Genomic DNA, 4,800 nt, shown 5'->3' with positions numbered 1-4,800 from the left:
CCCAGACGATCGCACTCGAGGCTCCCGACTGGCTCGCACCGCGTGCGCTGAACGCCGAACTTCCCGCGGACGTTCGCGCGTGGGCGGCCGCCAACGCGCCGGCGGGGTTCCACGCGACGCACCACGCGAACCGCCGGAAATACACGTACCACCTGTACGCACCACCCACGGCGGACGCCGATTCGAACTCGTCGAGCGCAGGCGCGCCAGCCGTCGACGATGAGCGGTTCCGAGCGGCTTGCGAAGCGCTCTCGGGTGCCCACGACGTTCACAACCTGACGCCGGACGACCACAACACCGAGCGCTCGCCGTCGCTCGAGGCGGTCCGAGACGGCGAGTATCTACTCGTCACCGTCAGCGCGGACGGCTTCGCCCGCGAACTCGTCCGCCGACTGATCTCACTGGCTCGCGACGTCGGTGCCGGCGACGCCCCGCTCAAGAAAATCGACCGCGTCTTCCGACCCGAGCCGTTGCCCGGCCACGAGGGAATCGCACCCGCGCCGCCGGAGCCGCTCGTGCTGACCGACGTCCGCTATCCCGACCTCGAGTTCGAGATCGACGACGCGGCGGCCGAGAGCGCTCGAGCGGTGTTCGAGCGTCGCCGAATCGACCGGCAGACCGGGGCTCGAGTCGCCGGAGACGTGGCCGACGGGGTGCGGTGACGGGGCTGGCTCGAGCGGTGAGCGTTCGGATTGCCGGCCGTCGCTGGACGGTGCTGGACGGTGTACGAGCGTTTTTCACGGCCGGGGACACACGTCAGCGCATGGACCTCTCGCCTGACGAGTACGGTGCCTACTGGCGCGCGTCGATCCGCGTCGCCGCGGGCGTGCTCGTGTTCTTCTTCGGACTCCGTCTCACGGCACCGCTGCGGACCCATCCCGAGGTCGGTGCGTCCGTCTTGGGCGTCATCTTGCTCATCTTGCTCGCCCTCGTCGGAACGTACCTCGCGATGCTCGGCGTCGCTCGAGTCGTCCGGACCGCGGTCGACGCGGAAACGTAGGCGTCCGCGAGACCGTCCGATACCCTTTACCTCCTTCGTTTCAAAATTCGGGGTATGAGTTCCGTCCCCGAGCGCTCCGAGGTCGACGAGGCGTACACCTGGGACCTCGAGAGCATCTACGCGACCGACGACGACTGGGAGTCCGCCTACGAGGCGGTCGCCGAACGCGTCGACGACCTTGAGTCCTACGAGGGGCGGGTCACCGACGACGCCGAAACCCTCCAAGAGGTGCTCGAGTTGCGCGACGAGATCATGCGCGAGGTGTCGACGGTCGCGGCTTACGCCCGTATGCGCCGCGACGAAGATACGACGAACCAGCAGTATCAGGCGTTGACGGCCCGCTCGCAGTCGCTGGCAGCCGACGCCCAGTCCGCCGCCTCCTTCATCGACCCCGAAATCCAGACGCTGACCCGCGAGGAGTTCGAGTCGATGGTCGACGAGGAGCGCGGCCTCGAGACCTACGACCACTACGTCGACGACGTCCTCCGGATGAAGCCCCACACCCGCTCGGCCGAAGTCGAGGCGCTGCTGGCCGACCTCGGCGAAGTGATGGGCGCGACGGGCGAGGTCTACAACATGCTCTCGAACGCGGATATGGAGTTCCCGACGGTCGAGGATCCGACGGGAGAGGCGGTCGAGATCACCCAGAGCAACGTCACGAACCTGCTCAAACGACCCGACCGCGACTTTCGCCAGCGCGTCTACGAGGGCTACTTCGACGAGTGGGCGTCGGTTCGGAATGCGGTCGCTGCGTCCTACAAGAACAGCGTGAAGGCCGACGTCAAGACAGCTCGAGCGCGCAACTACGACACGGCGCGCGAAGCCGCCCTCGACGGGCCGAACGTTCCCGTCGAGGTTTACGATACGCTCGTCGACACCGTCCACGACAACCTCGACAAGCTCCACCACCACGCCGAACTCAAGGAGAGGGCGCTGGGGGTCGACGACCTGCAGATGTGGGACCTCTACATGCCCCTGACAGGCGACGAGGGCCCGGACCTCGAGTACGATCAGGCGACCGAGTACGTCGTCGACGCGCTCGCGCCGCTGGGCGAGGAGTACCAGTCCCGCGTCGCCGAGGGACTCGACTCCCAGTGGGTCGACGTCTACGAGAACGAGGGGAAACAGTCCGGCGCGTATTCGGGGGGCACCTACGACACGCAGCCCTTCATCCTGCTGAACTATCAGCGCGACATCTCCTCGATGTACACGCTGGCCCACGAACTCGGCCACTCGATGCACTCCGAACTGACGAAGGAGGAACAGCCCTTCATCTACTCGAACTACGAGATCTTCGTCGCCGAGGTCGCCAGCACGGTCAACGAGGCCCTGCTGACCAACCACCTGCTCGAGACCGTCGACGACCCCGAGTTCCGAAAACACGTCCTCAACGAGTTCCTCGAGCGCGTGCGCTCGACGCTCTACCGACAGACGCTGTTCGCGGAGTTCGAACATGAGACCCACCGCCTCGAGGAAGCGGGCGAGCCGCTGACCGCCGATCGACTGGACGAGGTCTACCGCGGGCTCAAGGAGGACTACTACGAACCCGCCGTGATCGACGACCGCATCGCCACCGAGTGGATGCGCATCCCGCACTTCTACCGGGCTTTCTACGTCTATCAGTACTCGACCGGTATCTCCGCCGCGCTCGCCATCGTCGACGACGTCCTCGAGAACGGTCGGTCCGCCGCCGACGACTACCTCGAGTTCCTCCGCCACGGTTCCCGGGAGTACCCGCTCGAACTCCTGCGGATCGCCGGCGTCGACATGAGTTCCTCGGGGCCGATCGACCGCGCGCTCGAAACGTACGGGCAGCGCCTCGAGGAGTTCGAGTCGCTGCTCGAGTGACCGGCTCTCCGCGCTCCCCGATTGCCTGCCATAGCCGGGCCGACTATACTGCCATCCGACAGAAATTCCTCCGGGACCCAAAGGCACATTTACTGTCGCTATCTTAACGGCGTATATCAGGATGTCTCGAAGCCCGTCTATTCCCGACCGACCTCACCGCGATATCGACTCCGAACTCCCCGACGACGAGCGGCTCGAGGCGCTCCGCGGGCATTACGAAGAGCTCGTCGACGTCAACGACAAGCTGGCGGCCCAGCTCGACGACGCCGAGGAGCGTCGCGAGCGCCTCCGGGAGAAAGTCGATCGCGTCGAGCGGGAAAACGAGACGCTGAAGAGTTCGTCGCTGTACATCGCCACCGTCGAGGACGTCCTCGACGACGAGCAGGTCATCGTCAAACAGCACGGCAACAACCAGGAAGTACTCACGGACGTCTCCGCTCGGATCGTCGATAGCGTCGCGCCGGGCGACCGCGTCGCGGTCAACGACTCCTTTGCGATCCAGACGGTGTTGAACACCGAGACCGACGCGCGCGCCCAGTCGATGGAGATCACCGAGAAGCCCGAGGTCACCTACGCGGATATCGGCGGCATCGACGAGCAGGTCCGCGAAGTCCGCGAAGCCGTCGAACAGCCCCTCGCCGAGCCCGAACTGTTCGACGAGGTTGGGATCGACCCGCCCAGCGGCGTGCTCCTCTACGGGCCGCCGGGAACGGGCAAGACGATGCTCGCGAAGGCCGTCGCCAACGAGACCGACGCCACCTTCATCAAGATGGCCGGCTCGGAGCTCGTCCGCAAGTTCATCGGCGAGGGCTCCCGGCTCGTTCGCGACCTCTTCGAGATGGCCCGCGAGCGCGAACCAGCCATCATCTTCATCGACGAGATCGACGCCATCGCGACTCGCCGAACGGAGTCCAAGACCTCCGGTGACGCCGAGGTCCAGCGGACGATGATGCAGCTCCTCTCGGAGATGGACGGCTTCGAGGCCCGCGGCGAGATCCGCATCATCGCCGCCACCAACCGCTTCGACATGCTCGACCGGGCCATCCTCCGCCCCGGTCGGTTCGACCGCCTCATCGAAGTCCCCGAACCCGGCGAGGAGGGTCGCGAGCAGATCCTCGCGATCCACACCCGCGGGATGAACGTCGCCGACGACATCGACTTCGCCGACCTGGCGGCCGACACCAACGGCTACTCCGGTGCAGATATCGAGAGTCTCGCCACCGAGGCCGGCATGTTCGCCATCCGCAACGACCGCGATCAGGTCACCCATCAGGACTTCGCTGACGCCCTTGAGAAGATCGAGGAAGACGACTCGAGCGATGTCGTGTCCTCGGCCGGCTACTTCTACCAGTAAGCGGCTTTCTCCCTCAACTCGCTCTCGATACACTTACCTGACGTGTAATACTATAGACGCGTGCTACCATCTATGAGCCTCGAATCCGTGTTTCGCCGGTACCGACAGGTCGATCAGTGGTTCGAGGCCCGCCCGTTCGTCCACGGTCTCGTTCTCGCGGTCGTTATCGGCTCGGTTTGGGCGGTCAGCGCGGTCTTGATCAACGGTCAGTCTCCCTCGACGGCGGCTCGGTACGGGCTCGTCGCCGGAATAGCCGCGTTCGCCGTCGCGAGTAGCGTCGCGCTCGTTCGCCGATAGATTTCGGCGAGGGAGAGCCGCGAGACGACGCGCCGCTCGGCGGTTTCGACCGCGGAATCGCAACGCCTTACGCCGCTCGTCCCCGAAAGCGAATATGAGCACGATTCGAGTCGTCTGGGGGTCCGCGTCGGCACCCACGGCGATGGCGTCCTACGATGCGGCCCTCGCCGAGGCCGGTGTCGAGAACTATAACCTCGTCTCGGTCTCGTCCGTCATTCCCGCCGAGACTCACGTCGAGGCCGTCGGCACCGCCCCCGACCTCGGCCCCGCGGGCGAGCGCCTGACCGTCGTCGAGGCTCGA

6 protein-coding genes are annotated in these 4,800 nt (G+C 65.8%); all 6 read left to right on the top strand.

All coding sequences use genetic code 11. From position 1 onward, the window contains the following. The coding region (locus tag PGX04_RS00990) for a pseudouridine synthase family protein (RefSeq protein ID WP_273736807.1) at window positions 1-662 on the top strand (662 nt) is incomplete at its 5' end. Window positions 663-763: 101 nt separating this feature from the next. Beyond that, window positions 764-1,000, top strand: coding sequence for a hypothetical protein (locus tag PGX04_RS00985; RefSeq protein WP_273736806.1), 237 nt, complete (start codon window positions 764-766; stop codon window positions 998-1,000). A 54-nt stretch (window positions 1,001-1,054) separates the two neighbouring features. Then, window positions 1,055-2,848 (top strand): oligoendopeptidase F, encoded by a 1,794-nt coding sequence (pepF, locus tag PGX04_RS00980; protein WP_273736805.1) that lies wholly within the window; start codon window positions 1,055-1,057, stop codon window positions 2,846-2,848. Window positions 2,849-2,969: 121 nt separating this feature from the next. Continuing rightward, window positions 2,970-4,202 carry a proteasome-activating nucleotidase Pan2 gene (gene pan2 / locus PGX04_RS00975; RefSeq protein WP_273736804.1) on the top strand — a complete coding sequence of 411 codons (1,233 nt, stop codon included), beginning with the start codon at window positions 2,970-2,972 and terminating at the stop codon, window positions 4,200-4,202. 72 nt (window positions 4,203-4,274) lie between these two features. Next, window positions 4,275-4,499 carry a hypothetical protein gene (locus PGX04_RS00970; protein WP_273736803.1) on the top strand — a complete coding sequence of 75 codons (225 nt, stop codon included), beginning with the start codon at window positions 4,275-4,277 and terminating at the stop codon, window positions 4,497-4,499. A gap of 94 nt (window positions 4,500-4,593) precedes the next feature. Continuing rightward, on the top strand, window positions 4,594-4,800 hold a 207-nt coding region (locus tag PGX04_RS00965; protein WP_273736802.1), incomplete at its 3' end, for a pyruvoyl-dependent arginine decarboxylase.

Source organism: Natrinema soli, assembly GCF_028618695.1.
The sequence above is the reverse complement of the archived record's forward strand: the minus strand, read 5'-3'. Positions and strand labels throughout refer to the sequence as shown.

What these genes read in the sequence shown, in the direction of transcription:
- PGX04_RS00970 (WP_273736803.1), top strand. Translation starts at nt 4,275, where the DNA reads ATGAGCCTCGAATCCGTGTTTCGCCGGTACCGACAGGTCGATCAGTGG.
- pan2 (WP_273736804.1), top strand. Translation starts at nt 2,970, where the DNA reads ATGTCTCGAAGCCCGTCTATTCCCGACCGACCTCACCGCGATATCGAC.
- PGX04_RS00985 (WP_273736806.1), top strand. Translation starts at nt 764, where the DNA reads ATGGACCTCTCGCCTGACGAGTACGGTGCCTACTGGCGCGCGTCGATC.
- pepF (WP_273736805.1), top strand. Translation starts at nt 1,055, where the DNA reads ATGAGTTCCGTCCCCGAGCGCTCCGAGGTCGACGAGGCGTACACCTGG.